Here is a 26,681-nt window from a genome sequence, read left to right on the forward strand (position 1 = left end):
ACACCATAGGGGCATCAATCTCAACGTCCACAAGGCCGCAGAACTACGGGAGTTCGCCGCCACCCGGGACTGGCTGACCATCTACTACCTGCCGGCCTACGCCCCCGACCTCAACCCAGTCGAGGGCATCTGGTCCCTGTTGCGACGCGGCTGGCTCTCCAACGTCGCCTTCACCACGCCGGAACACCTCATGCAGCGCATCCGAAGCGGGCTGCGGCACATCCAGTACCGCAGCAGCCTCATAGACGGCTGCCTCGCCGAAACGGGACTGACGATCAACCCCTGACCAGCGAAGGCAACATCACGAGTTGAACCTCAGATGGCAGGTACTGTTCCAGCACGGCCACCTCCAGGCGGGGCAGAGCGTCCTAGTGCACGGTGCGGCCGGCTCAGTCGGGTCGACGGTGACTCAGCTCACCCGTGAGTTCGATGCCTACGTCATCGGCACCGGACGCGCTGCCGACCGTCACAAGGCACTCGACTTCGGCGCGACGGAGTTCGTCGACCTCGACAACGACACCCTGGAAGACATCGGCGGCGTCGACCTGGTTTTCGACGTCATCGGCGGAGACATCCAGAAGCGATCCGCAGGACTGATCCGGGCCGGAAGAACACTGGTGACCGTCGTTGGGCCGCCCGAGGCGCAGCCTGCCCACGGCCAGGCGATCGACTTCGTCGTCCTGCCCGATCGCGCCCAACTGGGTGAGATCGTCCAGCGGACGCGAGACGGACGGCTGCGCACGAACATCGGCAACGTCGCGACCCTCGACGATGCTGTCACGGCCTTCAATCCGACCGAGCGGATCAGCGGGCAGACGATCATCCGCGTTCATCCGTGAGCGACACGTAACCATCCCTGCAAACCACCAAAGAGACACATGACCAAGGAGACAATTCCCATGAAGGCGATCGTGGTGACGGACCAGGCAGCAGGAACGGCCGGAATGACGCTGACGGAGCGGCCCAAGCCGGAGCCAGCGATCAACGATGTCGTCGTTCAGGTTCATGCGTCGGGATTCGTCCCGACTGAGCTGGCGTGGCCCTCTACCTGGACCGATCGCCTCGACCGTGACCGAACACCGACGACCCCCGGACATGAGCTGGCCGGAGTGGTCACCGCCCTCGGCTACGGCACGACCGGGCTGTCGGTGGGACAGCGGGTGTTCGGCCTCACCGACTGGCATCGCGACGGTACCCTGGCCGAGTACGCGGCCGTCGAGGCACGCAACCTCGCGCCGCTGCCGGGCGACGTCGACTTCGCCGTGGGCGCGAGCCTTCCGATCTCAGGCCTCACCGCATGGCAGGGACTGTTCCAGCACGGCCACCTCCAGGCGGGGCGGAGCGTCCTCGCGCACGGCGCCGCCGGCGCGGTCGGGACGATGGTGACCCAGCTCGCACGAGAGGCCGGCGCCTACGTCATCGGCACCGGACATGCCGCTGACCGTCAGAAGGCGCTCGACTTCGGTGCAATGGAGTTCGTCGACCTCGACAACGACACCCTCGACGACGTCGGCGAAGTCGACCTGGTTTTCGACGTCATCGGCGGAGACATCCAGAAGCGATCCGCGCGCTTGATCCGGCCCGGAGGAACACTGGTGACCGTCGTTGGGCCGCCCGAGGCGCGGCCTGCCCACGGCCAGGCGATCGACTTCGTCGTCGAGTCCGACCGTGCCCAACTGGGTGAGGTCGTCCAGCGGGTGCGAGACGGACGGCTGCGCACGAACATCGGCAACGTGGCGGCGCTCGACGATGCCGTCGCCGCCTTCAACCCGACCGCGCGGGTCAAGGGGAAGACGATCATCCGCGTTCGTCCGTAAGAACTCAGGGACAGCGACCGGGCCTCGTGGGTCAGCGTCAGCTGCGTGGCCCGGTCGGTCACGCCGTAACGGCGGCTCCCAACATGCGTCGATCTCACAGTCAGCGGTGTACGTTCATTGTTTGAGGCGCGGCGGTGTAGCCGCGCTCTCATGCCAGCTCGATCTGCGTGGTATGACGCCGAGCTTTGGCGGCGCTAATAGCTTGTGGACCGACGTGCCGTGCAGGCATTACGCGGCCTGCTCGCCCGCCGCCGTGTCACCTTCCAGCGCACCAAGACATGGAAGGACTCCCCCGACCCCGACCGTGAGGCGAAGCTGGACCGGATCGAGGAGGTCATTGACCGCTTCCCGGACCGGGTGTTCGCCTTCGACGAGTTCGGCCCGCTCGGGATCCGGCCCACCGCGGGCTCGGGCTGGGCCGAACTGAAGCATCCCGACCGGGTGCCCGCCAGCTACCACCGCACTCACGGGGTGCGCTACTTCCACGGCTGCTACTCGCTCGGCGATGACCGCCTGTGGGGCATCAACCGCCGCAAGAAAGGGGCTGCGAACACGCTGGCCGCGCTGAAGTCGATCCGCGCCGTCAGGCCCGACGGCGCACCGATCTACGTGATCATGGACAACCTGTCCGCCCACAAGGGCGCCGCCCTCCGCCGCTGGGCGAATAAGCACAAGGTCGGGCTGTGCTTCACCCCGACCCACGCCTCGTGGGCGAACCCGACCGAGGCCCACTTTGGACCGCTGCGGCAGTTCACCATCGCCAACTCGAACCACCCCAACCACACCGTGCAGACCCGGGCCCTGCACGCCTACCTGCGCTGGCGCAATGCCAACACCCGCCACCGCGACGTCCTGGCCGCTGAACGACGTGAACGCGCCCGCATTCCCAGCGAGAAAGGCATCCGCTGGGGCGGACGCCCCCTCGCCGCTGTGGCCTGAACAACCTGGCGGACTTATGCGGTCAGAGCCCTAGTTGACACCGTATCCGCCTTATCACCAACGGTGATCGCTGACGCCCTCGACTATGAGGGAGATGCCGATGCCCAGCAGCCAGACATCCTTGGCCAGCGCGGTTCCAGGCTCAGTGGGTCGCAGGCTGCCCTCCTTGCGCATGCCCGGCGCGCGCAGGTATAGCCCGAGCGTGCCGGCAGAGAACGCGGTCAGCGCGGCTCCGGCAACAGCGGCAGGGACCACCGGCAGGAGCAGCGCGGCGGCAACGGCGGTCTCCCTGGCAGAGAGCAACCGGACGAACTGCTGGGCATCGAGCTTGCCCAAGAAGGGGTAGGCGGTGGTGGCGAGCTGCTGCAGTCCCTCAGCGGTGGCCTGGTCCGCGCCGCGTTTCGACAGCGCGGAGTTGAGGAAGAACGTGCCGACGGGGAGCCTGAGCGGCAACTGTCGCGCTGCGGATCGCCAGATGGAATCGGATGCCATGCCGAGCCTCCCAAAGTGGGCAGTTGGCCCCTGGAGAACGACCGAGGGCTACGAAGCACCGGCCGAGTCACGGAACGTCACAGATCAAGGCGGAGCGACACCACTTCTCAGCGCGTCGCGCAGCACGGAGACGGCCTGGGCAACGGCCGCACGGGTGGCATGGGTGTCGCTGAGAGGGTTGAGCATCATGAAGTCGTGGGTGATGCCGTCGTAACGGACGGTGGTGATGTCGACGCCCGCGGCGCGGAGCTTGGCCGCGTACGCCTCGCCCTCGTCGCGTAGGACATCTGCCTCGTCGACGAGGAGGAAGGCCGGTGGCAGACCGGCGAGCTGATCGAGGTTGGCCTTCAGGGGAGAGGCGGTGATCTCGCTGCGCTGCGCGCGGTCGGGAATGTAGGCGTTCCAGAACCACTCCATGGCCTGGGCGGTGAGGAAGTAGCCGGTGGCGAGATCGGCGTAGGACTTGGTGTTCATTTCGGCGTCGGTGACCGGGTAGTACATGGACTGATGCACGAAGCGGACGTCGCCGCGCTCCTTGGCCATCAGGGCGAGAGCAGCCGTCATGTTTCCGCCGACCGAGTCGCCCGCCACCGCCATGCGGTCCGGATCGAGGCCATGGGCAGCGCCTTCTCGGACGATCCACTGAGCGGTGGCGTAGCCCTGCTCGATCGCTATTGGGTAGTGCGCCTCGGGAGAGCGGGTGTACTCGACGAACACGACCGCAGCCTGCGCCCCGTCCGCGAGCTCGCGCACCAGTCGATCATGGGTGTCGGCGTTGCCCAGAATCCAGCCACCGCCATGCATATAGAGAACCACGGGGAGGGGCGGCGCGGCGCCACGCGGCCGGACAATGCGGACACGTACATCGCCGACATCGGCAGGCACGGTGATCCACTCTGAGTCGACATCGAGTTTCTCGATCGGTTCCGCTTGAAGGTCGTCCAGCACCCTGCGGGCCTTCTCGGGCCCCAGTTCGTACAAGAATGGCGGCTGGGACGTGGCATCTGCGAACTGCTGGGCTGCGGGCTCCAGAACGATGGAGCCAGAGGGAGCGGTCATGACGAACTCCGTGAGGTCTGGGCTGAGAGATGCTGAGGACTCCTGCACGGCCTGACCGCGGAGCGTCAATGCGCCCCGCCACTGGGCAGGCAGCGCAGCATTGCCACAAGCAACAGCCTCGTCCCTCCGAGGCATGATCGCATCCGTGCAGTCGCACACCCCGGCCCGTACCACCACTGCGCTGTTGCTGCCCGAGCCGAGGCCGAAGCAGGTGGAGGGCTGGCTGCGAGCGGCCAGGCGCCTCGGTCGCGATCTCGGGCAGATCATCGGATGCGAGTCTTCCGGCCACCATTTGCCAGGCGGCCCCTTCCATCAGATCTGCCTCCGTCACGGGCTCAGCCTGGGTACGCCCCGCTGTCGAAGCGACTGTCTGGGACACCGGTTCAGGTCCACGTCGTGCGGCCCAGGATCGGTTCAGTTTCGCCCTCATCTGCCGGGGACCGAGCAGCACGCACCGTAATGCGACCTTCGCGACACTGGGCGTCCGGTCGTGCCGATGTGCGGACAGCCAGGAAGTCACGGAAGCGATCGCCCACCGGAGGGGCGGCGGTGCAGAGCGTGCGCCGGTGGGCCGCCACTTCATCGCTGCGTTTGTACGACCGCTGTTCGAGGTCGACGATTGTTACAGCCCTGCAATCGGAAGGAGGGCCATGAGCGAGCCAACGACCAATGCCCCGCCGATCGTGCTGATCCACGGGCTTTGGATGACCGCCAGAAGCTGGGATCGCTGGGCGCAGCACTACCGGGCGAATGGCTACGAGGTGGTCGTGCCGACGTACCCAGGGTTCGAGATCGAGGTGGAGGCGCTGCGCGAAAAGCCCGAGATCATCGCCACGGCATCCGTCCCCGACACCCTCGACCATCTCAGCGACGTGGTCGAGAACCTGGACCGTCCGCCGATCATCATGGGCCACTCCTTCGGCGGGACCTTCACCCAGCTCCTGGTCAACCGAGGGTTGGGCGCCGCCGCCGTGACGATCGACTCGGCGCCACCCGAGGGAGTGCGGGTGAACCCACCGTCCCAGATCAAGTCCCTATTCCCTATCCTCGCCAACCCAGCCAACCGGCACCGCGCAGTGGGCTTCACCAAGGAGCAGTTCCACTACGCGTTCGCCAACACGTGCAGCCGGGAGGAGTCCGACGCGGCCTACGACCACCTCCACATCCCGGCGCCCGGCAGCTGGGTGTGGGCCTACGGCCTGATAGCCAACTGGAAGCCGGGCCACCAGGAGACCTGGGTCGACTACGACCTGGACGACCGGGCGCCGCTGCTGTTCATCATGGGCGGCAAGGACCACCTGATGCCGCCCTCGGTGATCCGCTCCAACGCGAAGAAGTACCGCAACTCCGAGGCGCTGACCGAGACCTACGAATTCCCGGACCGCTCACACTTCACCGGTGTCGAGCCCGGCTGGGAACAGGTGGCCGATTACGCGCTCGAATGGGCGACCAGCCACGCCCGAACCCCGACGAGCTGACAAACCGCCAACAACGGCAACCCACGGCGCCTTATCGCCGTCCGGCGACCTGGCGCGAAGCGATCTGACGGGATGGCTGCGCCACCCGCAGTTGATCTCCCATACCTCACTCCCTCCACCGACGACGTGAAGAAGTTCGCCGAGGCCGTCACCCCCACAGGGTTGCCCGGTCTCAGCGGCGGCCGGATACCCGGCGAACGGGAAGGTTTGCCATGAAGATCGTCGTCATCGGCGGCACCGGCAACATCGGTTCGAAACTCGTGCCGCAACTCGCCCAGCACGGCCACGACACGGTGGCGGCAGCACCAACGACAGGGGTCAACACCCTCACCGGCGAAGGACTCACCGACGTGCTGGCCGGCGCATCCGTGGTGATCGATGTATCAAACTCGCCGTCCTTCGAAGACAGCGCGGTGATGAGGTTCTTCGAGACCTCCATGCGCAATCTGCTCGCCGCCGAAGCCGCAGCCGACGTCGCCCACCACGTCGCACTGTCGGTGGTGGGGACCGAGCGATTGCCCGAGAGCGGCTACTTCCAGGCGAAAGTCGCTCAGGAGCAGCTGATCGAGAAATCCTCGATCCCGTACTCGATCGTGCACGCGACACAGTTCTTCGAGTTCGTCGCGAGCATCGCCGACGACGCCACCGCCGGCGGCACGGCCTGGCTGGCCCCGGTGCTCTTCCAACCCATCGCGGGCGACGACGTCGCCCAGGCGGTGGGCCGAATCTCGACCGGGTCGCCGCTGAACGGCAGGGTCGACGTCGCCGGGCCCGAGCGGTTCCGGATGGACGAGTTCTTCCGGCAGGCCCTAGCCGCCCGTAACGACCCGCGTGAGGTCGTCACGGACCCCCACGCCCGCTACTTCGGAGCCGAACTGAGCGAGGGAACTCTGGTGCCGGGTAGCGATGCGATCCTCGGCGAGACCCGCTACAGCGACTGGCCGGGCCGGACAGCGGCCTGACGGTCCCCGACCTACGCCTCCTGGGCCCCGTATCGACGAGGCGGAAGCGGAGCGCGTCGCGGCTATCGAAGCCCGCAACCGCGACCGCGTGGGACGGTTGCGTTCGTCCGCAGACAACGCGCAGGCGCACTGGCCGCCAGCACGCCGACGCCGGGGACCTCGTCACCACCCATCCAACCGCCAACCCGGTGAACCTATGCGGTCACAGCACTAGATACGGGGAGGTGTCCAAATGAAGGCGATTGTGGTGACGGATCAGGCCGCGGGGACGGCCAGGATGAAGCTGGTGGAGCGGCCCGAGCCGGATGCGGAGAGGCTCGCCAGCCTCTCGGGCGCGAACTACGGCGATGTCGTCGTTGAAGTTCATGCGTCGGGATTCACCGGGAATGAGCTGGAGTGGCCCTCGACCTGGACCGATCGCCTCGGCCGCGACCGCACGCCGTCGATCCCCGGCCACGAGCTGGCCGGAGTGGTCACCGCCCTCAGCTATGGCACAACCGGCCTGTCGGTTAGGACAGCGGGTGTTCGGCCTCACGGACTGGACGCGCGACGGCACCCTCGCGGAGTATGTCGTCGTCGAGGCACGCAACCTTGCGCCGCTGCCGGGCCACAGGCACGGTCCCATCAGCGGACGAATCCACCATGCACGCGCGAAGGCCTGCACGCATCCCGTCGCCACGCACATTCGGCGCGGGCGACGGCATCGACGCCGTCGAATGCCTCGTGGCCGGGACTGCCAGTGGCTCACGGCCTTGTGCCCGGGGTGTGCCGGGGCCTGGTCTTTTGCCGTGCTCACGGCGCCTACCTGCCGTTTCCCGCTGATGTGCCCTGCGGCAGACGAAGCGCTCTCGGGCTGCGGGTAGCGCTCTGCCCTGGCGGGCCGGGCCGGTGCCTGCCTGGCCCGCGTCTTTGGGGCGGCCGTGAGCCGGAGCACGGTCCCGCGCCTGGTCGACGTTCTTCCGGAACCGGGGTGCCCGCGCCGCGCGTGGGCGGTCGCGACGAATCAATCCGCCTCCTTCCCGGGACCCGATCTTGCGGATCCCCGTGAACGGTTCAGCAATGGCAAGGCCGTCAGAGGAAACACGACCACTGACAGCAGGCCTGCCGCCACCAGCGCGGCGGCGTTAGCCGGTCGGATCGCCTCCAACTTCAAGCCGATCGTCGTCGCAGCCACGATGACCGGGAGCGAGGTGGCCTGCAAGAGTCCGCTGGCCATGACCTCGGCGCGCGAGAGGCCGGCGCTGCGGTAGACCAATGCGGGCACTCCACGAACGAGGAGGAGCGCGGCAAGGAACATCGGTACCCGCAGCGCCGTTCCGGCGTCCGCGAACAGGGCTCCAAGGTCGAACTGGATGCCGCTCGTCACGAAGAAGACCGGGATGAGAAAGCCATAGCCGAGGCCCTCCAGTTTGACGTGGAACTGCGGGTGCGTCTGTTCGGAGTCGGGGTCGACCAGCCGTAGCACGGCCCCTGCGATGAAGGCACCCAGAACGGCCTCGAATCCGAGATGCAGGGCGACCGCGGATAGACCAACGATCAGAACCATTGTCAAGCGGACCCGGACTTGAGCGCTCGTGTCCGCCAGGTTCATTACCGTCTGGGACAGCCACATGGAGCGTCCTGCGCGTATTGAGGCCACCACGATGAGCACCATCAGGCAAGCAAGGCCGAGCAGGAGAAGCAGCCTGGAAGCCGGGGCCGATGCATGCTCGGAGAAGAACAGCGACAGCAACACCACAGCGCTGATCTCACCTGCCGAGCCTCCACCGATGGTCAGCTGGCCAACTGGCCGGTCGACCGCGCCGGCGTCCTCGAGGATCGGGACCAGAAGTCCCAGAGACGTGGCCACCAGCGCGGTGCCGAGGAGCAGCGGGCTCTCGAACAACCCGGCGATGTGCAGCATCCAGCCGACGGCTGCGGCCAGCGCAAGTGTGCCGGCCAGACCAATACCGATGAGCCTCGCCCGCGGCCCGCGTAGTTGCTTGAAGTCGATCTCGAGCCCGGCAAGGAACAACAGGAAGCTCAGTCCAATGATCGACAAGGCCTGAACGGTGGCGTCCGGCTGCACCACATTCAGCACCGCCGGGCCAAGAACGACGCCAGCCACGATCTCGAGGACCGGGCCCGGGAGAGGGACGCGGGGCACCAGGGCGAGGAGGAAGGGGACGCCGGCGGCTACCGCGAGAACGATGACCAGGTTGTCGTACGACATCGTGACTCCGGCGGCCGGTCGGCGGGGCAAGGTTCTGACCCAGATTGCCCCATCCGCGATGGTGTTATGGCCGGTCGAAGAACGAGTTGGCCGATTCCACCGTGCACGCCACGGTCGGCGGCTTCAGGGCCGCTGATGGTGACGGAGGCGAGAATGCTCACGGTTGGTTACGCTGTCGATACGATGGGTGGTGAGCGACACATGGTCACGCGCGGATTCACGGGACGTCCTCGACGCACGGAAGGCGCGGTCCCGCCGGGGCAGTTCGTCACCAGTGACTTCCCGGTCCTCACGGCGGGCCCGACCCAGCACGTACCGACCCGCGCGTGGGAGCTGGTGGTCACCGACGGGACCACGGAGAGGACCTACTCGTGGGCATCGCTGCGCGATCTGGGCATGGTGGACCTGACCACCGACATTCACTGCGTCACGCACTGGTCCAAGCTGGGGACGACCTGGCAGGGCGTTCCGGTGGCGACCGTGCTGGAGGACGCCGGGGTGGCCGACGAGCCCTACGCGCTGGTGTCCTCGTACGGCGGCTACACCACGAACGTCCCGGTGGAGGACCTGGTGGACCGCGACGCGATGGTCGCGGTGGGCTACGAGGGCGGTCCGATCCCGGCCGAGCACGGCGGGCCGGTCCGGCTGCTGGTGCCGCACCTGTATCTGTGGAAGTCCGCCAAGTGGTTGCGCGGGATCCGGGTGATGCCCGAGGACGAGCTTGGGTTCTGGGAAAACGCCGGCTACCACCACCGCGGTGACCCGTCCCTCGAACAGCGCTACTACGGTGACTGACCGTTCAGCCATGCCACCGCGCGTGCGCCCCGTTCACGGCTGGCGAGCCTCCACTGTGGCCGGTACGGCGCGTGAGAGCGCCTCCGCGCGCAGCATCCGGCTCGCCGTCGCCGGCTGGCCGGGGCATGTCGCCGGCCAGCACATCGACGTCCGGCTCACCGCCGAGGACGGGTACCAGGCCACCCGCAGCTTCTCGCTGTCCTCCGCGCCCGGGGAGGCGCCGCAGATCACCGTGGAACGCGTGGACGACGGCGAGGTGTCTCCGTACCTGGTCGACGTCGCCACCGACGGTGATGCCATGGAGATCATGGGACCGGTGGGAGGCTATTTCGTGTGGCAGCCCGGCGACGACGTACCGCTGCTCCTGGTCGCCGGCGGCTCCGGCATCGCGCCGATGCGCGCCATCTGGCGGGCCGCCCGCGCTCACGGCACTCCGGTGCGACTGGTGTACTCCGCGCGCACCGCGGACCGAGTCATCTTCGCCGACGAGCTGCGCAGTCCCAACGGGCCGGAGAGCACCGTCCACCTGACCCGGGAACGCGCGGCGGGGTTCGAGCACGGCCGGCTGAGAGCCGAGCAGCTGAGCGCGCTGCTTCGTCCCGGTGGTGTTCGCGAGCCGCGGCTGCGGGCTTACGTATGCGGCCCGACCGCCTTCGTCGAGGAAGCCGCCCGCGGACTGATCGGCGCCGGCTTGGACGCCGACTCGTTGAGGACCGAGAGGTTCGGATAGGAGGCCCGCAGTGAACGTAGAGGAAGACCTCCTCTCCGTGCCCCCGGAGGACGGCTATGTGGACGGCAACGCCGTCGCCGGGGCGATGTCCCTGGCTCTGGGCCGGGACGCAACCACGATCGTCCTGGAGTGTGCCGAGTGCGGGGATCGGCACCGCGTCGCCGAGACCAGGGTCTATCTGCGCTGCCCAGGCATGGTGGTGCGCTGTCCGGCGTGCTCGGCGTGCGAGGTGCTGCTCGTCGACCGACCACGCCGGCTCCAGCTCACCCTGATGTCGATCCGTACCTTGGGGCTGCCGTGACCCCCGCCCCGCCGGGCGAAGACCGAGAGGCGGTGGCCGAGCGGCGTGCTCGGGCGGCCCGGTCGCTGGCATGCGCGGACATCGTCGACGCCCTCGGACGAATCCATCGGCACCACGCACACATTCACGACCTCGTCACTCCGACACCAGGCCGGGTCCTGTTCGGGCCGGCGGTCACGATCTCCTTCTTCCCCTCCTGTTCGGTGATGGTGGACCCCGAGACCCACACCTTCGGCGCTCTGTTCCAGCAGGCGGTGGGGGTCAAATCCGACGATGCCCGGGGCAAGGTGCTGGTACTGGCGAGCAACGGCCACCGCGACGTCTCCATCGGCGGCGGCACCAAGCTTTCCCTGCTGGCGCGCTACGGCCTGGCCGGTGTGCTCACCGACGCACGGCTGCGAGACTTCGCCCAGCTGCAGTCCTACCCCTTCGCGGCCTACTGTTCCGCGGAGGCCGTGCGATGGGGCGGCGATGTGATCACGCCGTACCAGGCGAACGTGCCGATCGTGGTCGCGGGGGTGGGCGTGCACCCGGGGCAGTACGTCTTCGCCGACGACTCCGGCGCGGTGGTGATCCCCGAACCCGACATCGACGCCGTGCTCGACGGAGCCGTGACGGTGGGCAAGAAGGAGGCCGCGTTCCGTGCCCAGGTCGAGCAGGAGCACACGACCGGCGGAGCCGGCACCGAAGGACAGCGGGAACGCTGACACACCAGGGCAACGAGGGACGTCACTCCGGCCGAAGCGGGCTCTGCGAGTCAAGCTCGCTCGGGGTGCCATGACCTCACGTCGCCGACATGGTCGGATCGCGCGGTTCCCGGTGTTCCGGCCCGACCCGGCCGGCAGCAATGGGAATGTGGCAGCCGGCCGTCCGATGTGGCTGCAGCGGGCCCCGGCGAATACCGGGGCCCGCTGTTGCGCTGGTCAGGATGGGGGATGTCAGCAGCCGTTGAGGACCGAGGACAGGGCGCTCTTCTCGGTGGATTCGACCGACATGCCGTAGTAGTACTTCACCTGGACCCAGGCGCGGGCGTAGGTGCAGCGGTAGGCGGTGCGGGAGGGCCACCAGGTGCCAGGGTCTTGGTCGCCCTTGGACTGGTTGACGTTATCGGTGACGGCGAGGAACTGGGGAGCGGGTGAGGTCGTTGGCGAAGGACTGCCGCTTGGAGGTGGTCCAGTTGTAGGCCCCAGAGCCTCGACGACACGTGCGGCCTGCTGTGGGAGGCCCTCGCCCACGAGGCCGTCACCGGCCCGCTCGAGCACTCCCAGGCCCTCGCCGTAACCCTCGCGCACGCCGCCCAGGCCGTCACCCGCCCAGTGTTTGACCCCACCGGCGTCGACGACCTCACGGCAGACTGGACGACAGCCCAGCGCACCACCGGTGATACCGCACAGAGCAGGCCCCGGTCAGCCGTATGCGACATCGCGAGTTCAACCTCAGTAACGGAAAAGGAATTGCCTCTCGCCCGGCCGTGTTCACGGGTTCTGCGGGTAAGCGAACGGCGTCCTCGCGGCCCAAGCCTCGGACCTGCACGAGGTGTTGAACCGCTGTCACGCGGAGGCGATGCATCACGTGATCCTGGACGGCATACTCATCGAGAGCAACCGCGTCACCGGCGTCCGGGACAACGGCAACGACCTGTGGTTCAGCCAGAAACACAAGAGCTTCGGCGGCAACGTCCAGTTCCTGTCCGCGCCGGACGGCACCCCGCTGTGGATCCCTGATGTTGCGCCGGGCTCCACTCCAGGCTCCGATCCGCGGTCCGTGTGGATGATGCAGCCGTTCTCCAGGAGGCCCAGGCGGGCGGCCCTGCCGAGGGCGTCGACGACCAGGCCGGCGCGGTGGTGATCGGCCATCGAGTAACCGATCACCTCGCGGGTCGCCAGATCGAGCCAGGTGGCCAGGTACAACCAGCCCTCGATGGTGGGGATATAGGTGATGTCGCCGACCACCCGCAGGCCCGGAGCGGTAGCGGTGAAATCGCGCCCGATCGGGTCCGGGGCCGGGGCGGCCTTGCGGTCGGCACGGGTCAGGCTGCGACGCTGGGTGCGGCGGCTGTGCCCGGCGATGCCGTGTTCGCGCATGAGGCGCTCGACGCGCTTGCGGTTCACCAGACGGCCCTGGCGGCGCAGTTCGGCATGGATGCGCGGAACGCCGTACGTTCTCCTCGACGCGACGTGAATGACGGTGATCTCGTGGACCCGGGCGAGATCCTCGCACCCGCGCACCGAACGGGCCTGCTCTGCGGCCTCCCAGGCGTAGTGCGAGGAGCGGGCCACGCCGAGGACGGCGCACAGCAGCACGACGGTGAAGTGGGCCTTCTCCGCGCGGATGAACCGGTATATCTCGCTCACCGGTCGCTCTCCTGCGCGAAGAAGGCCGTCGCTTCTTTCAGGATCTCGATCGTCTTGGCCTGGTCGGCGGCGAGCTTGCGCAGCCGCTTGAGTTCCTCCCGCTCGGCCGCGTCCAGCCCGCTACCGGCGGCCACAGACGTCCCCGCGCCGGTCTGCCCGGTGCCGTTCGTCTTCTTCACCCAGCCCCACAGGCTCTCCGAGCTGATGCCCAGTTCCCGGGCGACCTCGGTCAACGTCGGGTCGTCGGGGTGCTCGAAGTGGGCATAGTGGAAGTGGCGCATCGTCATGGTGTACTCAGGAGTGACGACGGCGACGCGGGACAGGCTCAGCAGCCGGGCGAGGATCATGAGGAACTCGGTCACCCCTCGGCCGGCGATCATGTGCCGCTCGTCCACGCCCAGCCAGTGTGCGACCGCCTGAACGTAACGGCGCTCGGCTTGGTACGGCGGAGGCATCAGGCGGTCGGCGCCGCTGGCAAGGAAGTTCTGCAGGGCCTCTACCGCAGCGGGCGGCGGGCCGAGACGGTTGGTGCACAGGCTCAAGTTGAGAGTGATCAGACCGTCCGGGAGATGGGTGAGGTCGCCGCCCTGCACCGCGCTGGGATCGACTGTCGGCCGGCGCGGGGCGCTGGTGTGCTGGGCCCCATGGGTGCGCCCTCGTTTCATTCCTTGCGTGGGTTGGTGTTGACCGGGATCAGGGAGCGAAGCTGCGGTGGCCGGCGTAGAAGCCGATCGCGTGGCCGGGTGTCTCGAACTTGACCGTGGTCCCCTTAGGGAAGAACAGCACGTCTCCCTGGGCGGCGTGGACAACCTGGCCGGTCGCCATGTCGGTGAGGACGAACTCGCCCTCGACGACGAACTTGGTCTCGTCGTAGGTGTATTCGTAGATGAGTGGCTCGGAGCGAAAGAGCTCGAAGAAGCCCGAGCAGATCTCCGCCCCGCCGGGATTGACGAACGTGTCTCCGACGAAGGCCTTGGAGCCCGCCACGCTCATGCTGGGGAGATCCTTCGAACCGTTCCCAACCTTAAGGATCGCGCCCTCGGTCATGGCCATCTCGCGCCTCCGATGTCTCCTGAGATGAGACGTAGTGTCGTGCAGGAAAACTTCTCTGGGTTCGACGCTGTGAACGCGTCGGTAATGAACTCGTCAGAACGGTCGACGGCTCGGCTACCTCCGCTTGCTTTGCCGCGCTCCGAGCCGAGGAAGATGACCAGGGAGTCGTTGTGGGTTTCCCTTGTCAGGCTCCTGGCTACGCGAGAAGCCGACGTGTCTCTACGGAGGTCGGGTGGTCCATGCCCAGTACCCGCTCGCACACGGCTAGGTTGTGCTGAGCCAGGGTGCGGGCCTCGGCTTCGGCGCCCGCCCTCGAAAGAGTCGATGCCAGTCCCGTGCGATTGACGAGCACGTACGGATGCTCCGCTCCGAGTACCGACTCCTGGCTCTCCACGACGCGACGCGCGAGGCCGGTGGCTTCCGCCAGCAATCCAAGGTCAAGGAGGATCCAACTCAGAAGGACCGCGGCTGAAAAGAAAAGAGGATGACCGGGGCCATGCAGGTGCTCTCGGTCTTCCATTGCCCTTCGAGCAGCGGGTTGAGCTTCTTCCAGCCGGCCTAAGCGGAACAGCCCATAGGCATAGTTGTGGCGAGCTGTTACGGTGCTCAACTCATCAGCGCCAAGGGTCTCTTCGCATGCCGCAACGGTCGGGAGTGCGATTCTGTCGAACTCTTCCACGTCATCCGTTGCAGCCAGATGCTCAATCAAAAGCGCTCGTGTGTGTAGCGTTTCCGGATGCAGCGCACCGAGCACGCGTGTACGCGTTTCCTCCGTGGTCCGCAGCGCTTGCACGGCTTCACGAGGACGATTCAATTGGGCAAGCGGTTCGTGAATGTCCTGTTGGCTCTCCAGAGTTTCGGGGTGTTCAGGACCTAGGGTCTTGTGCCTCCTGGTGAGTACGCGCCGGTGGAAATCTTCGGACTCTTTGAAGCGTCCGACCCGGAAGAGCGCCAGGGCGGCTCGGTGCTGTGCTCGGAGCGTGACAGGAGCGTCTGGCCCTAGCCAGTGTTCGGCCTGCTCGATTGCCGCTTCAGCCAGGGAGAGAGACTCGTGATAGTCACCGTCCTTGAACAGGTGCTCGGCCACACGTGTCGCCACGTCGACGACGGGTTGCGCTGTGTCGATACTGTAGATCCGCCGAAGGAGAGCTGTGGCGTGAGGAACCAGCAGCCATACCAGACCAGATGGCTTCTCCTGGCCCACCTGCGGAGGCACCTTGCGACCCAGCAGTTCAGCGGCCGACATCACCAGCTGGGCCCGCTGCTGATCCGGCACGGCGGCCGCCACGCCGTCCAGGACAACTTCGTGCGTTACGAGAGACCGCAGCGACCCATGGCTGTCTTCGATGTCCCTCAGCGACACCAGCGAGCGCTCCAGAAGCCCCCGCAAAGCCGCCTCGACATGTTGTCCATCCAAAGGGGGATCCAAGGCGTCCATATTGCTCGCCTGCACCGCCGGCGGATCCAACAGCGAAATCGGGACAGGGGCCGGGCTCCAGCATGACAACAACCGCAAGAGAGTCGTGCATTCCTGCAGCCCACTCTCCGTCAGAGCGCGCAGAGGAACATGCCATCTGCTGCTGGCAACGGCCTGCCGCGCGTACGCTGTCGCGTCTCGCCTGACCGGATCGATGGATTCTAAGGACCCGTGCCGATGATCGTCGTTCACGGATTAACTCCTTGGGTTGTACCGGAAATGGGGCAGGCTGAGTCCCACCGCACACCGGCTCCGTCCTCGGCATCCCCCCTCAGCACACAACGGCATTGAGCTGACACAGTCTCAAGCTCTGCACGTCAGCCCGTACGAGGTCTTCCTCGGCCTGCCCATCGGAACAAGAAGCGTCGACCGGCTCGGCAGACGGAAGCAGGTCCGACTCGCGGATCTTCAGTGTCGATGGAGCCGACATCGGAGACCTCTCGTTCATCGCTGAGATGTCTCGTGCGTCCGCGCCCTGCGCGGCGAGCTCCGATCGAGTCCGTCCCTCGTCCCGTGACCCTTGCGGGTCTAACGGTCTGGCATCTGCCTGGATCGGCAGCACCATCGGGTGCTGCCTTGATCCCCAGACTACTTGATTGCCCTGCGATTGCAACAGGTGGCAATGCGGTTGCTGCGATTTTCGCACCGATTCTGACTCGCTGTGCGCCGTGCGGTCAACGTGGACGGCGCACCGGCCAGTCGAGGGCCCCAGTTCCCCCGGGCCTGGCGGACCACCTCCTGGTCGAGGTCGAGGCCACCGACCTGGAGACGATCCCGGCCGTGCACCTCGGCAAGGCACGGTAAGACATCGCCTGCGGGGCGGGGCCGCGCAGGCGCACTGCCTCGCCCAGGATGCACGGTGATCTTCTTCCCGCGATGGCCCGTGACGAGTACCAAGTCAAGAAGCTCCACAAGGAGCGCAGAACCCCGGAACCTAGCGAAGGTTACGCCCCCGAGCTAGACATTCTTTTATGCCGGAACTCAGTCGAGTTCCGGCACGGAGGAACCTCTGGCTCCGGGAAGAAGTGACCGACGAGCATTGGGATCTGACCGCTCATGTCCGGGGTGCTCTCGCTGAGGCGCTCGTGGCGGAAGCGATCTACCGGAGGCATGCAGATGTGGTGCTGCACGCGCCGAGGCACCCGGGCTATGACGTGTCGAGCGAAGCGGGTGGCTTGCGAGTGGACGCCAAGGTCTCCGTGCTCGTTGAGGCGGACCTCGACGGTAACGGCACGGAACCCGCGGCCGAGTGGGACGCTGGGACTCGCCCCGATGTACTGCATGAGTCGGCCACGCACCTCGGGTTGGTTGTCCTCGACGACTCGTTGACGGCGCTCAGACTGTTCGAGGGCGGCGAGGCCGTGCTCAGTGGTGAAGTCGTCGCCCACGGGCGAGTGTTTCTTGTACCCGGCGATGTGGCGCGGGCGGAGGCGCAGCCGGTCTGGAGTACACGCTACAGACGTCCGAGCGCGGGACGTTTCCGCTACCTCGGGCTGAGCGTGATCGAGCCGTTCAAGGTGGACTTTCAATCTGGTTCGAGCCCTGCAGGGATGAAGTAGCCCCTGTCGTTGCCTGGCTCGAAGGCCTCCGCGATCCCAGTGATCGCGGGGGTTCTGCTTTTCCAGCGCGGTTGAAGCGGCGTGCTGGGCGCGCTCCGCTGTCCCTGTAAAGGCCTGCTCGCATGGCGGGTCAACCCCACCCTTCATGACCCTCACCTCGTGCGAGGAGTCAACGGCGCGATCTCGCGTCCCGGTACGGGAGGAAGAAGTACCTGTCCTCTGCATCTCGGACGAGCTGATCTGCCTGGTTCTCCATCCCTGCGCGACGCAGGGGTACGGCGACGGTGGATGATCTGAGGCGGATCGCTTCCACCGGGATGGGGCGGACGGCGACACGGATCGAGGGACGCAGCTCGGATTCCGTACGAGCAGTACTCCGCGGCCACGCGACAGCACCGCTCTTCGAGCGCCGTTGCTGAGGCCATAGCCAAGTCTCAGCAACGGCACGCGGACGGCTCACATGTCCCGCAGGTACCAGAACACCAGCTCCATCACCAGCCGCAGATACGCCAGAACAGGTGCCGCGCGGTCTCGCGCACCTCCGCCGGCGCGCGCAGCTCGATCGCGTAGAGCGCCGCGTGCAGCTCATCCACTAGCACAGGGATGCCGTCTTCGAGCGCAGAAGCGTCCTCTCCACGCTTGCTGGGATCGCACCGATCACGGCGCAGGCCGTAGAAGCAGAGGCACAGGCTCAAGAAACGGTCGTACACCACGGCCCGGTCTTCTCTGCGGCCGTGCCGCACTGCGACGAGCGGGTAGCCAGTCATCGTCAGTCTTCGCTGCGACCGACGCCGGCGGTTGGATCACCCCCGGCAACGCAGCGGTCAGAGGGAGGCCAGCAGAAGACCCGATAGAGACCCGGACGAGCCCTGCGGGATGCAGGCCCATCCGAGCATGGCTCAGCTGGGGCTGTTGTCCGTCCCGGTCGAGCCCCCGCTGAGACCTTGACGAGCCCCGTGAAAGACCGGGTCATCCCGGGGCCTTTCCTGGGCTGTGTCGGGGCCGATGCTGGTCCGCGGAGAGCCCTTCCCGGCCCCGATGGAGACCTCGATGAGGCCAACGCGAAAGCGGGCCTCGTCGAGGCCCTTTCAAGACCCGGCCGAGACCCGCAAGAGACCCGCAAGAGACCTGGAAAAGGCTTCTACCAGCCCTCGGGGCCTTCGTCCTCCCAGATCGGGATGTCCTTCTCGTTCACGGCGAACTCCTCCTCGAAGATGCCGGCGTGAAGCCGCCCAGGGCCTCGGGACAGGCAGGTGATGCAGCCGGGGCGGCCGAACTCGACGCTCTTGAGCAGGGTGGCGCGGTCGTGGCTGCCGCAGGGCCAAGGCGCGCGCATGGGGAGGCGCGCAAGCTACGAGCTTTGCCCCACATGCCAGCACGCCCGAGGTGATCATGCTCATCTGGAGGCTGAGCGCTTCAACGGCCTTGGGGACCAGTGGAGCAGCCGGTATCGGCTGCTCCACTGGTCCCGGTCACCCCGCCCGGGTCCGGGGCGCCCTCTGCCGATGCGGTCGCCGGGTGCGGCCGCTACCGTGGGCCGGGGCCTGAGCGCGAGAGGGAGGGGTGTCGTGGTTCACCGTCCGACGATGGACGAGGTGCGGCCGGTAGCCGATGCCTTCCTCACTGCGTCCGCCGACGAGGCGTCGCCCGAGGACGCAGTGGCGCTCGCGCTGCGCCTCGGGGGCGGTACCCGCGAGGGGCAGGCGCACGTCAACCTCATGCTCGTCCACCTCTTCGCCGACATCCTCGAACGGGAATGCCCCACTCAGTGGCGCACCCTGTGGGGCGTGCCGGACGTGGCGAAGATCAACGCGCTTGCCGAGGAACCCGACCCCGTCGAGCGGTACGCCCGGCAGAAGGCGAACGCTGGGAGGCCCGTGTCGACAGCCGACGTGAAGGCACGGGTGACGAACGCCGTGAATGCGGACGTTCTGGCGCGGAAGTTCCTCCAGGTTCGCCGGCAGCAGCCCGAACGGCTCGGCGAGTTCAGCGCGGCCGCCGAGGGAGCAACAGGGATCATGGTCGACCTCGTGTGGGGCGCGCTCTGGATAGCGTGCGGCAAGGTCCGGGAACGCGCCGGAAAGCCGACCACGGACTGACCGGCCCGACGGCCCCGCCACAGTGTGGCAGCAACCCGCCCTCCCCGACCCACTCACCGGGCAGCGCGCTCTGCTCACGCTCCCGCATCACGACCGCGTGGGTCAGGACAGCGGCGCTTAGGCGCTGCATGTCCGCCTGGCGCAGCAATACGAGGGGGCGAGGGAGTCGGCGGCCGCAGCAGCGCGGCCGCTTCCGCAGCACCCCCCTTGGTCATCGCGGGCTTCCCTCGTCACGCCGCGCGGCTCGGATGCTCGCCTCCAAGGCCGCCATCAGGTCCTGGGGAGGCTCGCGCGGCGCGGCTGCGGCTTCCAGTTCCCTGCCTGAGCTCACCGCAGCGACCAGCTGGGCCAGAGCTTCGGCGTACTCGTCGCGCACGGCCGTCGGGTCGACGCCCTTCAGGTGGGTAAGCAGCAGCTCGGCGAGCTCCATCTCCCGGTCGGTGACCGGCCGTGTGGGCGCGGGCCCCGGCTCACGGATTTCGTCCGGCCAAAACACCAGGTGAACGGTCAGCACCCCATGCCGGGGCCGGAGCACGGCCAGCCGCTCGCGTGAGGTGATGGCGGCCTTGGCGATCCCCACCAGACCGGCACGCGCCAACGCCGCGACGAGGACCTCGTAGGGCCGCTCGGCCGCGGCGCTGGCGGGACGGGCGTAGTAGGCACGCTGGTAGGAGATGGGATCGATGGTGTCGGCCGGGACGAATCCCAGCACCTCGATCACGTGTTTTGTCGACAGCGGTAGCCCCTCCAGGGCGGCGTCGTCGAGTACGACCGTCGTGCCGTCCGGCCGCTCCACCCCGCGCGCCACGTCCTGGGAGGGGATCTCCTGGCCGTCCAGCTCGCAGACCCGGCGGTGACGAAGACGCCCTCCGCAATCGCCGCGGTGAACTTCGTGCAGCCGGACGGTGTGGTCTTCCGTCGCGGGGCTGACCAGGACTGGCACGGAGACCAGGCCGAAGGATACGGACATCGCGGTCGCCATGTCTCCATGGGACCCCCGGTCTGGCGCTGCCGCACGTCAGCGTCGGCGGCGTGTGCCATCATGCAATCGCGCAGTCAGCGTCTTTCGCAGCACGCAACTTCTTCCAACAGGGTTTGTGCTTGAGCGGGGACAGCCGAGGCTGGGCAGCCTGCCGGAGCGGAGACTGTGGAGGCGCCCCTCCTCTCCGGCGGCAGGCTCAGATGGCTCGCGCCATTCGATCCGCGTGGGTCCGATGCCAGGCATCCAGCCACCGCTTGCGCGCCTCGGGCTTCACCCTGCATGCATCCAGGAACGCCGTGAACGCGCCGATATCGGGTGGCATGTGCCCGGTCAGAATACGCCGGGCCGTTCTCGGGTCCAGCCTGCTCCCCGTGCGCATCTTCATCTCCAGCGAAGGCGGTGAGCCGACCGACTCGTACAGCCTGATCAGGTAGTTCGGTATCTGGCCGGCGGCGAAGATCCAGTTGGGCGACCAGGAGCGCGGGTCCGGCAGCGCGGTCGGGCCGCTGTCGTGTACCCGGTTCCAGGCTTGCACCCAGAGGCCCCGCTGAGCGGGCTTTCGTACCTCGACCGCGTCGAGGTACGCCTCGAACTGGGCCAGGGTGGCCGGCACGGTCTCGCCGTTGGCGATGCGGTGCGCCGTGGAGGGCGGGAGCTTGCCATGACGTCCCCCCGCGCGTTTATGCATCTCCGCCATGGTGGGCGCGCCATCCGACTCGTACAGCTCGACCAGCGCAGCTCTCATGCCGAACTTGTCGTGCACCAGATCGGCCGGGGGCCCTGGTTTGTGTGGCGTATCCACCAAGCGTTGGTGGTACCGGGCCTGCTTCCACAGGTGGATGGCGCGCTCGGTCGGCCCACCGCACGCGGTGATCGCTGCGAGCAGCACCTTCCGGGGAGGTACGCACGTGCCCGAGGCGGCTCTGCGCAGCGTGGTTGGCGACTCGCCGGTGGCCTTGGCGAGTTGGTCATACGACAGCCCTGCCTTGTGTCTCCACTCTCGCTGGAAGTCGGCCAGCGTGCCAACCTCCGCGATGTCCCGCACGACCGGGTTCTCTCTCCGTCCCACGATTTTGCTCACTCGTCCTCGACCAGCTTGCTGACCTTCTTGGCCAGGCTGCGCGCGGTAACCCTTCCGTTGCCCACCGCCACCACGAATGAGGCGATCAGCCCCGTGACGGCCAGCAGTACGAGCTCCTCTTCCAGGGGCATGCCGACCAGGCGCAGAAGTACGGCCGCGGCGAAAACGACCGTGACGATGGCCACGGGCCCCTGGCCGGACACCTTCGGGGCGGACGAAGGCGACGTGGCCCAGGCCGGGGATACGGTGTGGGGTGGCTGCGTGTCGCGCGGGTACGGCAGGGCAGTCTCGCAGTGCTGACTCATAGTCACCTCGATGAGTGCGCGGCCGGCCAGCAAGATGCCGACCGGCCGGTGTTCTGGCTCCAACCAGTTCCGAGCACGGCGCTTGGCGTCGCCCTGGTGTGTCCGGAAGCTGTCGGCATCTTGTCAGCCATCTAGCCCATCGCCCCAGTCGGCGGACACCGCTGACGCCGATTCCGCCATCAGTGTCCAAGGTTCCAGGTTGACAACTTACGCTTGGGCCCGGAGCTGTTGGCCACCTCGGCTGTTGGCCACCTCGGACCGTCACGCCACGAGAGATGACCATGCCGCCCACTCAGTGGCCGTCCCCGATCAGGGAACTGATTCCGCCATGCTTCACCCAGTTTCGCGCGGCCACCCCGGCCTGCCTTGCTACGAACCCGTGCGGGCGGCAATCCTGGGCAAGCATGCGATGAGACGCCTCCACGGTGTCCCTCGGCGTCACTCTGACTGCTGGCTCCAACCACAGGACTGGGACGCACCGCGCAGGCCCGTGTTGGCGCACGGCCTGCGGGACAAGCCGGTGCCGTACTCCGCGGTCACCGGCTTTCCGCATCTCAGTGCCCCCTTCGTCCAACGGGGCGACTGTGAGCGGCAGGACGTCCGTCGGCGAGCCGCTGCGGGCTTACCACGTGGGCCCGGAATGCGGGCGGGTAAACGGACGGGGCAGGAGGCCGTTGGACACCCCACTAGGGTGGCTGGGTGACATCTCTGAGTCGCTCCGCGCTGATCGAGGCGCTGACCGCCGGCCGTCCCGATGACCTCCTCGGCGTGGCTGAGACTTTGTGGTTGGACTTCAAGGGGTCTCCGTACAACCTGGCGTCCGAGAAGGGCAAGTTCGAGCTCTGCAAGGACGTGGCCGCCTTCGCCAACGCGCACGGTGGGCTGCTGGTACTGGGTGTGAAGGCGGAGAAGAAGGGCAATCAGGCGCTGGAGGTCGCCACCGGCTTTCATCCCTTCCCACAGGACCGGGCGGACGTCGTCCAGTACGTCGACACCCTGAACGAGTACCTACGCCCTCGCGTAGAGATCAGCCACCACTGGTACCGCGACCCAGGCCGGAGCGCCGCGGGAACCGATCTGTACTACCTGGTGCTCGAAGTGGAACCGCTCCCGGAGCTCTCGCGGTGCGTTCTGGTCCGAAAGCTGATCAACGACAAGGGCAATCTCACCGAGGGGCTCGCGGTCTCCGTGCGCCACGGCGACCGGACGGTGTACATGCCCTCGGAAGACGTGTATCAGCTCATCAACGAGGGCCTCCGGGCGCGGGATACTGCCCCCACCGGTGCGCTGGTGCCCGCGCACGAACAGTGGCACGAAGAGCCCGACGAGGTCCTGGACGAGCTGGAGCAGCGGCAGGACTGGGAGGAGACGCCGGTGCTGTTCTGGCAAAGCGTCCCGGCCCAGCCACCGTCGCAGATCCTGCCCGGACTCCACAGCCACGACGGAATCAAGGGCGCTCTGCGTAACCAGGACGTCCTGCGGGACTCGGGATTCAACTTCGCCGACAACACCGGACGCCTACAGACCCTCAGCGGCGGCCTATTCATAGGCCGCCCGCGCAGCGCGGTGTGGGTGCGGCCCGACGGCCTGATGACCGCCGGCGCGGTGGCCAACCCCGACATGCTCTGCTGGGGCGCGCAGCAGTCGGCCCCGGTTGTGATGCGCATCAACGCCCACGTCGTGACGGAGATGACGCTGGAGTACTTCCGCCTCGCCGACAGGCTGCTCGTCCCGCGAGTGCCGGGGCCGTGGCGGCACCGCATCGTCGTGCGCCGCTTCGCAGGCGAGAAGCCACGCGTCCTGGCGCCGGGGGGAGGCATGATGCAGAGTTTCCTCAGCGACGCAGTCCCGGCCAGCGACGACACCTGGGACCGGTCCTGGGTGGCAAATGGTGATCCGGAACGGGACGCGTACGAGGCGCTTGAGCGCTTCTACACGCTGTTCGGCGTGGATGTGGCCACCAATCCCGACGTCGAAGGTGACCGGGTGGTCGAGGCGCGGCTGCGGGCGAAGTGATTGCTACCTCGACGGCGTCCTGGGCGACTGACGCGTTCCTGAAGTGTGGCTGCTGCTGGTGCGTCGGTTACAGGCGCTTCGCTGTGCGGTCGCGCAGCAGCAGCCACTGACTCGCGTCGGCGCCGCCTGAGCGCGCAGCCGGTCCATGCAGCAGTACGGCGTAAGCCGTCCTCTCCGCCGTGCCCGGGGCGCCATACTGGCCTGGCGCCTCCGGGGTCGGGAATGACCTCGCAAATCAGCGTGACCTGGGGTGACGTGCCATGGATTCTTGGGTATAAGCGCGGGCATCCCGGCGAGCTGGTGCAGCCCGTCCACGTTTTGCGTGATGACCCGCACCGGTACGCCGGACCTCTCCAGCTCGGCCACGGCGAGATGCCCGGCGTTCGGCTCGGCCTTCAGCGTCCGGTTCTTGCGCCGCATCTGCCACGACCGCCGCCGGATCTCCGGGTTGCCCATGTAGTACTCGTAGGTGACGAGCTTCTCGGCCTCGGGGTCCTTCCGCCACAGGCCGTTGGGGCCGCGGTAGTCGGGGATGCCGGAGTCGGTCGAGATGCCGGCGCCGCTCAGGATGGCGACGAGGGGCTTGGCCATGGTGCCGAGGGTAGGTCGCGGGGGTGGCGCGCGGCGAACGCTTATCGGTCCACGCGATGGCCGTTCTCCAGCTCCGCCGGGCCCGAGCCCTCGGCGAGGACGTCCAGTGCGACCAGGACGCGGGAGCCGAGCGTGCCGAGCAGGTGGTCGGTGAGTTCCGCGCGCTCCACCATGCGCCAGGACAGGAGCTCCTCCTCCTGCAGCCGGATCGCCTTGAGGTCGTCCTCGGCTAGGACGCCGCCGTCGTACAGGTACGCCACCAGCGGTGGCCAGCCCGGCCGGTACACCCAGTCCACGGCGAGCAGCTGTCCCAGCTCGCGGTCGAGCCCGATCTCCTCGAGTGTCTCGCGGCGGGCGCCCTGGCGTGGGGTCTCGCCGTCGTCGGACTCGATCGTGCCGCCGGGAAGGGCCCAGCCCTCACGGTAGTTGGGCTCGACGAGCAGCACCCGGCCCTCCGCGTCACGGAAGAGGGCGGCGGCACCGGAGAGGACGCGGGGGAGCCCCGCGATGTACGCGGCGAATTCTTCAGAGCTGGTCACCCAGGAAGGGTGACCAGCTTCTGTGACCGCGCCGTGAAGCCGCCGGTCACCTCTCCGCCTCCGCCAGCCGCAGTGTCCGCTCCGCCAGTTCGCTGATCCGGGCCCTGTCGAAGCCGAAGACCGCGCTGCGGACCGTGTCGTCGAGAGGGTCCTTCCACTGGGGCGGGATCGCGTCCGCTCCGGTGAGTACGCCGGCCACCGAGCCCGCCGTCGCGCCGTTGGAGTCCGTGTCCAGGCCGCCGCGGACGGTGAGGGTGATGGTGCGGGTGAAGTCGCCGTCGCCGTAGAGGAGGCCGGCTGTGAGGACCGCCGCGTTCGGGATCGTGTGGATCCAGCCGAGGCCCGTGGTCTCCTCGGCCACTGTGGTGAGCGTGTCCTCCCAGGTCATCCGGGTGTCGTGGAGCGAGACGACCCGGCGGACGGTGCGTGCCAGGCGGCTGCTCGCCGGGATGACGGCGAGCGCGGCGTCCACCGCGTGCCGCACCGTCGGCGCCGTGAACGCCGCCGCGATCAGCGCCGCCGCAAACATCGCGCCGTACACGCCGTTGCATGTATGTGACAGCACCGCGTCCCGACGGGCCAGGGAGGCGGCGCGGCGTGGCACGCCCGGGCAGGTCCAGCCGTAGATGTCGGCGCGGATGAGGGCGCCGATCCACTCCTGGTACGGGTTGTCGTAGGTGGCCGTCAGCGGCGGCTTCAGCCCGTTGGCGAGATTGCGGTATGTGGCCCGCTCCGCCGTGAACGTCTGGAGGTACGGCAGCCGCAGCAGCCACAGGTCGCCGACCTGCTCGGTGCTGAAGTCGAAGCCGTGGGTCTCGAGGAGGTCGAGGCCGAGGATCGCGTAGTCGACGTCGTCGTCGCGGCAGCTGCCGTGGATACGGCCGCGCACGCACTGGCGCCACTCGGGGCGCAGTTCGAAGCCCTCGCTCTCGTCGGCCGGCTCGGGAAGATAGTCGGTGAGGGGCAGGGCGGCGGCCTGCCGCAGATAGCGGTCGATGCGGTCCCGCGTCCACAGGTCGCCCTGCTCGACCGGCTTGCCGAGCATGTTGCCCGAGATCCGGCCCAGCCAGCCCCCGAGGATGCGGTCCGCGAGCTCTGGCTCAGTGCCCACAGGGGTCATAGCAGAAGGTTTACCCAATTTGGGCGCGGGCTGCGCGGGTTTCGACAACGGGCGCACAGCAAGCCTGAGCAGGTCGGGCGAAGTCCGCTGCGGTTCGGCAGCGCCCTGAAGGGGCGCGGGGAACGGCGCGACCAGCCGCGACGGGCCTGAACACGGACGACGGCCGATCGCGGCACATTCCGCGGCGCGCGGAGCGTCCAGGCTGAGGTCACGGAATGACGGCGGGGGCCTCCCGGTTACGGTCGCAGCGGCGCGACTGGCCTTGACGTGCGCGAGGGCCGGAGAGCAAGGGGAAACAGGTGACACAGCGCGTGCTCATCGCTGCGGACAAGTTCAAGGGGTCGCTGACCGCCGTGCAGGTCGCCGAGCGGGTGACGGCCGGGCTGCGCCGGGTCGTATCGGAGCTCCAGGTGGAGTCGCTGCCCGTGGCCGACGGCGGCGACGGGACCGTGGACGCGGCGGTCGCGGCCGGGTTCGAGCGGCGCGAGGTGCGCGTCGCGGGGCCGCTGGGCGACGAGGTGACGGCGGCTTTCGCACTGCGCGCGGGCACGGCGGTCGTGGAGATGGCCGAGGCGCCCTGGCCGCAGCTCGCCCTGCCGCCCGGCCTTCGGCCGCCTCGGGCGAGGCGCAGCGGCTCATGGCCGAGTCCGGCGGCTCCAGTCGGCGGAGCGCGCCCCCGAGCGGGCCGATGAGCCGACCGTGGCGCCGCTGGACGGCCTG

26 protein-coding genes and 5 pseudogenes are annotated in these 26,681 nt (G+C 67.9%); 15 read left to right on the top strand and 16 right to left on the bottom strand.

Annotated features, from left to right (window positions below):
* Window positions 1-16: 16 nt before the first annotated feature.
* The 4 genes and pseudogenes from FE633_RS11385 to FE633_RS11400 form a co-directional block, all read left to right on the top strand.
* Window positions 17-286 (top strand): annotated as a pseudogene (locus tag FE633_RS11385) (transposase); the annotation flags it as partial.
* Window positions 287-308: 22 nt separating this feature from the next.
* Entirely contained in the window at window positions 309-839 is a 531-nt protein-coding gene (locus FE633_RS11390; protein ID WP_138045011.1) for a zinc-binding dehydrogenase, read from the top strand.
* A 60-nt stretch (window positions 840-899) separates the two neighbouring features.
* On the top strand, window positions 900-1,817 hold the full coding sequence (locus FE633_RS11395) for an NADP-dependent oxidoreductase (protein ID WP_138045071.1): 918 nt from the start codon (window positions 900-902) through the stop codon (window positions 1,815-1,817).
* A gap of 222 nt (window positions 1,818-2,039) precedes the next feature.
* Window positions 2,040-2,756, top strand: a pseudogene (locus FE633_RS11400) (transposase); the annotation flags it as partial.
* 54 nt (window positions 2,757-2,810) lie between these two features.
* On the opposite strand, the gene FE633_RS11405 reads toward FE633_RS11400, so the two are convergent.
* Both FE633_RS11405 and FE633_RS11410 read right to left on the bottom strand, forming a co-directional pair.
* Window positions 2,811-3,248 (bottom strand): hypothetical protein, encoded by a 438-nt coding sequence (locus FE633_RS11405; protein WP_138045012.1) that lies wholly within the window; start codon window positions 3,246-3,248, stop codon window positions 2,811-2,813.
* A gap of 84 nt (window positions 3,249-3,332) precedes the next feature.
* Entirely contained in the window at window positions 3,333-4,307 is a 975-nt protein-coding gene (locus FE633_RS11410) for an alpha/beta hydrolase (protein ID WP_138045013.1), read from the bottom strand.
* A gap of 650 nt (window positions 4,308-4,957) precedes the next feature.
* Between FE633_RS11410 and FE633_RS11415 the strand changes: the two genes are divergently transcribed.
* The 3 genes and pseudogenes from FE633_RS11415 to FE633_RS11425 all read left to right on the top strand — a co-directional run.
* A complete protein-coding gene (locus tag FE633_RS11415; RefSeq protein WP_138045014.1) occupies window positions 4,958-5,785 on the top strand; it encodes an alpha/beta hydrolase in 828 nt (275 codons plus the stop codon).
* 212 nt (window positions 5,786-5,997) lie between these two features.
* The gene (locus FE633_RS11420; protein WP_138045015.1) at window positions 5,998-6,747 is read left to right on the top strand and encodes an SDR family oxidoreductase; all 750 of its coding nucleotides are present in this window, start codon (window positions 5,998-6,000) and stop codon (window positions 6,745-6,747) included.
* A 232-nt stretch (window positions 6,748-6,979) separates the two neighbouring features.
* Window positions 6,980-7,352 (top strand): annotated as a pseudogene (locus FE633_RS11425) (alcohol dehydrogenase catalytic domain-containing protein); the annotation flags it as partial.
* A 398-nt stretch (window positions 7,353-7,750) separates the two neighbouring features.
* Here the strand turns inward: FE633_RS11425 and FE633_RS11430 are convergent.
* Window positions 7,751-8,959 carry a cation:proton antiporter gene (locus FE633_RS11430; RefSeq protein WP_138045016.1) on the bottom strand — a complete coding sequence of 403 codons (1,209 nt, stop codon included), beginning with the start codon at window positions 8,957-8,959 and terminating at the stop codon, window positions 7,751-7,753.
* Between the two features lie 201 nt (window positions 8,960-9,160).
* Here FE633_RS11430 and FE633_RS11435 point away from each other — a divergent pair, with 201 nt between their 5' ends.
* Genes FE633_RS11435 through FE633_RS11450 form a run of 4 tightly spaced genes read left to right on the top strand, consistent with a single transcriptional unit; the run spans window position 9,161 to window position 11,492 of the window.
* Window positions 9,161-9,754 carry a molybdopterin-dependent oxidoreductase gene (locus FE633_RS11435; RefSeq protein WP_138045017.1) on the top strand — a complete coding sequence of 198 codons (594 nt, stop codon included), beginning with the start codon at window positions 9,161-9,163 and terminating at the stop codon, window positions 9,752-9,754.
* 10 nt (window positions 9,755-9,764) lie between these two features.
* Window positions 9,765-10,484: an FAD-binding oxidoreductase gene (locus FE633_RS11440; RefSeq protein ID WP_138045018.1), complete on the top strand. Its 720-nt coding sequence runs from the start codon at window positions 9,765-9,767 to the stop codon at window positions 10,482-10,484.
* Between the two features lie 10 nt (window positions 10,485-10,494).
* Window positions 10,495-10,785, top strand: coding sequence for a DUF6510 family protein (locus FE633_RS11445; RefSeq protein WP_138045019.1), 291 nt, complete (start codon window positions 10,495-10,497; stop codon window positions 10,783-10,785).
* Window positions 10,782-11,492, top strand: a complete 711-nt coding sequence (locus FE633_RS11450; RefSeq protein ID WP_246113558.1) for an RraA family protein — start codon at window positions 10,782-10,784, stop codon at window positions 11,490-11,492. Before FE633_RS11445 ends, FE633_RS11450 begins: the two co-directional genes overlap by 4 nt.
* A 231-nt stretch (window positions 11,493-11,723) precedes the next feature.
* Here FE633_RS11450 and FE633_RS11455 read toward each other — a convergent pair.
* From FE633_RS11455 to FE633_RS11475, 5 genes and pseudogenes are all read right to left on the bottom strand, one after another.
* Window positions 11,724-11,976, bottom strand: a pseudogene (locus FE633_RS11455) (hypothetical protein); the annotation flags it as partial.
* 377 nt (window positions 11,977-12,353) lie between these two features.
* Window positions 12,354-13,139: an IS3 family transposase gene (locus FE633_RS11460; protein WP_138045020.1), complete on the bottom strand. Its 786-nt coding sequence runs from the start codon at window positions 13,137-13,139 to the stop codon at window positions 12,354-12,356.
* Window positions 13,136-13,804 carry a hypothetical protein gene (locus FE633_RS11465; RefSeq protein WP_138045021.1) on the bottom strand — a complete coding sequence of 223 codons (669 nt, stop codon included), beginning with the start codon at window positions 13,802-13,804 and terminating at the stop codon, window positions 13,136-13,138. Before FE633_RS11465 ends, FE633_RS11460 begins: the two co-directional genes overlap by 4 nt.
* Window positions 13,805-13,832: 28 nt before the next feature.
* A complete protein-coding gene (locus FE633_RS11470) occupies window positions 13,833-14,132 on the bottom strand; it encodes a cupin domain-containing protein (RefSeq protein WP_212747203.1) in 300 nt (99 codons plus the stop codon).
* 256 nt (window positions 14,133-14,388) lie between these two features.
* Window positions 14,389-15,861 carry a tetratricopeptide repeat protein gene (locus FE633_RS11475; protein WP_138045023.1) on the bottom strand — a complete coding sequence of 491 codons (1,473 nt, stop codon included), beginning with the start codon at window positions 15,859-15,861 and terminating at the stop codon, window positions 14,389-14,391.
* An 833-nt stretch (window positions 15,862-16,694) separates the two neighbouring features.
* Here FE633_RS11475 and FE633_RS11480 point away from each other — a divergent pair.
* Window positions 16,695-17,228 carry a hypothetical protein gene (locus FE633_RS11480; RefSeq protein ID WP_138045024.1) on the top strand — a complete coding sequence of 178 codons (534 nt, stop codon included), beginning with the start codon at window positions 16,695-16,697 and terminating at the stop codon, window positions 17,226-17,228.
* Window positions 17,229-17,719: 491 nt separating this feature from the next.
* On the opposite strand, the gene FE633_RS11485 is transcribed toward FE633_RS11480, so the two are convergent.
* Entirely contained in the window at window positions 17,720-17,995 is a 276-nt protein-coding gene (locus FE633_RS11485) for a hypothetical protein (protein WP_138045025.1), read from the bottom strand.
* 374 nt (window positions 17,996-18,369) lie between these two features.
* Complete coding sequence (locus FE633_RS11490; protein WP_138045026.1) at window positions 18,370-18,564, bottom strand: hypothetical protein; 195 nt, start codon at window positions 18,562-18,564, stop codon at window positions 18,370-18,372.
* A gap of 232 nt (window positions 18,565-18,796) precedes the next feature.
* On the opposite strand from FE633_RS11490, the gene FE633_RS11495 reads away from it, so the two are divergent.
* Window positions 18,797-19,327 (top strand): hypothetical protein, encoded by a 531-nt coding sequence (locus tag FE633_RS11495; RefSeq protein ID WP_138045027.1) that lies wholly within the window; start codon window positions 18,797-18,799, stop codon window positions 19,325-19,327.
* A 211-nt stretch (window positions 19,328-19,538) separates the two neighbouring features.
* Here the strand turns inward: FE633_RS11495 and ku are convergent, their stop codons facing one another.
* The 3 genes from ku to FE633_RS47130 all read right to left on the bottom strand — a co-directional run bounded on the left by ku (window position 19,539) and on the right by FE633_RS47130 (window position 21,695).
* Window positions 19,539-20,309 (bottom strand): non-homologous end joining protein Ku, encoded by a 771-nt coding sequence (gene ku, locus FE633_RS11500; protein ID WP_138045028.1) that lies wholly within the window; start codon window positions 20,307-20,309, stop codon window positions 19,539-19,541.
* A gap of 196 nt (window positions 20,310-20,505) precedes the next feature.
* Window positions 20,506-21,390, bottom strand: a complete 885-nt coding sequence (locus tag FE633_RS47125; protein WP_281291168.1) for a helix-turn-helix domain-containing protein — start codon at window positions 21,388-21,390, stop codon at window positions 20,506-20,508.
* Window positions 21,387-21,695, bottom strand: a complete 309-nt coding sequence (locus tag FE633_RS47130; RefSeq protein ID WP_171059907.1) for a hypothetical protein — start codon at window positions 21,693-21,695, stop codon at window positions 21,387-21,389. The genes FE633_RS47125 and FE633_RS47130 overlap by 4 nt, the downstream gene beginning before the upstream one ends.
* Window positions 21,696-22,394: 699 nt before the next feature.
* Here FE633_RS47130 and FE633_RS11510 point away from each other — a divergent pair.
* A complete protein-coding gene (locus FE633_RS11510; RefSeq protein WP_138045030.1) occupies window positions 22,395-23,711 on the top strand; it encodes an AlbA family DNA-binding domain-containing protein in 1,317 nt (438 codons plus the stop codon).
* Between the two features lie 3 nt (window positions 23,712-23,714).
* Here the strand turns inward: FE633_RS11510 and FE633_RS48285 are convergent, their stop codons facing one another.
* From FE633_RS48285 to FE633_RS11525, 3 genes are read right to left on the bottom strand one after another with little or no spacing between them, the layout of a single operon-like run.
* A complete protein-coding gene (locus FE633_RS48285; RefSeq protein WP_246113560.1) occupies window positions 23,715-24,302 on the bottom strand; it encodes a Sir2 family NAD-dependent protein deacetylase in 588 nt (195 codons plus the stop codon).
* 41 nt (window positions 24,303-24,343) lie between these two features.
* Window positions 24,344-24,841 (bottom strand): NUDIX domain-containing protein, encoded by a 498-nt coding sequence (locus FE633_RS11520; RefSeq protein ID WP_138045031.1) that lies wholly within the window; start codon window positions 24,839-24,841, stop codon window positions 24,344-24,346.
* 46 nt (window positions 24,842-24,887) lie between these two features.
* Window positions 24,888-25,961 (bottom strand): ADP-ribosylglycohydrolase family protein, encoded by a 1,074-nt coding sequence (locus FE633_RS11525; protein ID WP_138045032.1) that lies wholly within the window; start codon window positions 25,959-25,961, stop codon window positions 24,888-24,890.
* Between the two features lie 311 nt (window positions 25,962-26,272).
* Between FE633_RS11525 and FE633_RS11530 the strand changes: the two are divergent.
* Window positions 26,273-26,578: pseudogene (locus FE633_RS11530) on the top strand (glycerate kinase); the annotation flags it as partial.
* Window positions 26,579-26,681 lie beyond the last annotated feature (103 nt).

This window comes from Streptomyces montanus (assembly GCF_005786655.1).
Taxonomy (GTDB): Bacteria; Actinomycetota; Actinomycetes; order Streptomycetales; family Streptomycetaceae; genus Streptomyces; species Streptomyces sporangiiformans.